At 40.8% G+C, this 1,044-nt stretch carries 1 protein-coding gene; it reads left to right on the top strand.

Annotated elements, in window-relative coordinates; translation table 11 throughout:
• Positions 1-300: 300 nt before the first annotated feature.
• On the top strand, positions 301-1,044 hold a 744-nt coding region (locus tag ACFINC_RS09815), incomplete at its 3' end, for a 1-deoxy-D-xylulose-5-phosphate synthase N-terminal domain-containing protein (RefSeq protein WP_375617091.1).

The raw sequence follows: 1,044 nt of genomic DNA, 5'->3' as shown, positions 1-1,044 counted from the left end.
AATGCGTTATGCAAAAACGAATCACTTACATTCTTATAATATGTCTCTCTCATTTTTAAGTATGTAGGATATTTTAGCAAGCAAAGCAGGGGATGGATATAAATTAAAAGCTGGATTTTTTGCGCGTATTGGCATAAATGACATGGTTGTACAGGATGCGTGAGGGGAATGTGTTATTAATGTTATGGAAGTGGTGACAAAAGTCTCACGCTGATGGGTAAAAGAGTATTTCTTAAGGAACTTTAAGACAATACGGAAAAAACAACAGAATAATGTATTAAAAAAAATGGTCGATCATTCATGACAAACACCCTCCAACAGAATCAGATGGCTAATGCTATCCGTTTTCTAGCTATTGATGCGATTGAAAAAGCCAATTCTGGTCATCCGGGCTTGCCAATGGGAGCCGCTGATATTGCGACGGTTCTTTATACACAATTCCTTGCTCATGATCCCAAAAATCCTCGTTGGCCTAACCGTGATCGTTTTGTCTTATCAGCAGGGCATGGATCGATGTTGCTTTATGCTCTGCTGTATCTTTCAGGTTATGAAGATATCTGTATTGAGGATCTTAAAAATTTTCGCCAATTAGGAGCAAAGCTTGCAGGACATCCAGAATATGGGCATGCAGCAGGAATTGAAACAACCACTGGACCTCTCGGACAAGGGTTGGCGAATGCCGTGGGAATGGCTCTTGCAGAACGGTTGCAAAATGCTCGTTTTGGCGATCTTATCAACCATTACACTTATGCATTGGTGGGGGATGGATGCCTGATGGAAGGCATTTCGCAAGAAGCACTTTCCTTAGCTGGGCATTTAAAACTTCACAAGCTTATCGTGTTGTGGGATGATAATAATATTTCTATCGATGGAGAAATTTCTCTTGCGGATAGTACAGATCAGTGCGCGCGTTTTAAAGCATCGGGTTGGAATACACTCAAAGTCGATGGACATAGCCAAACAGCCATTGCACATGCCATTGAAGAGGCGAAAAATTCTGATAAACCAACTTTAATCGCTTGTAAAACAACAATCGGTTTTGGA

The sequence above is a fragment of the Bartonella sp. AP58NXGY genome (genome assembly GCF_042195785.1).
In the GTDB taxonomy this organism is placed as follows: Bacteria; Pseudomonadota; Alphaproteobacteria; order Rhizobiales; family Rhizobiaceae; genus Bartonella.
Note: the sequence above shows the minus strand (reverse complement) of the source record. Positions and strands in the feature narration are given on the sequence as shown.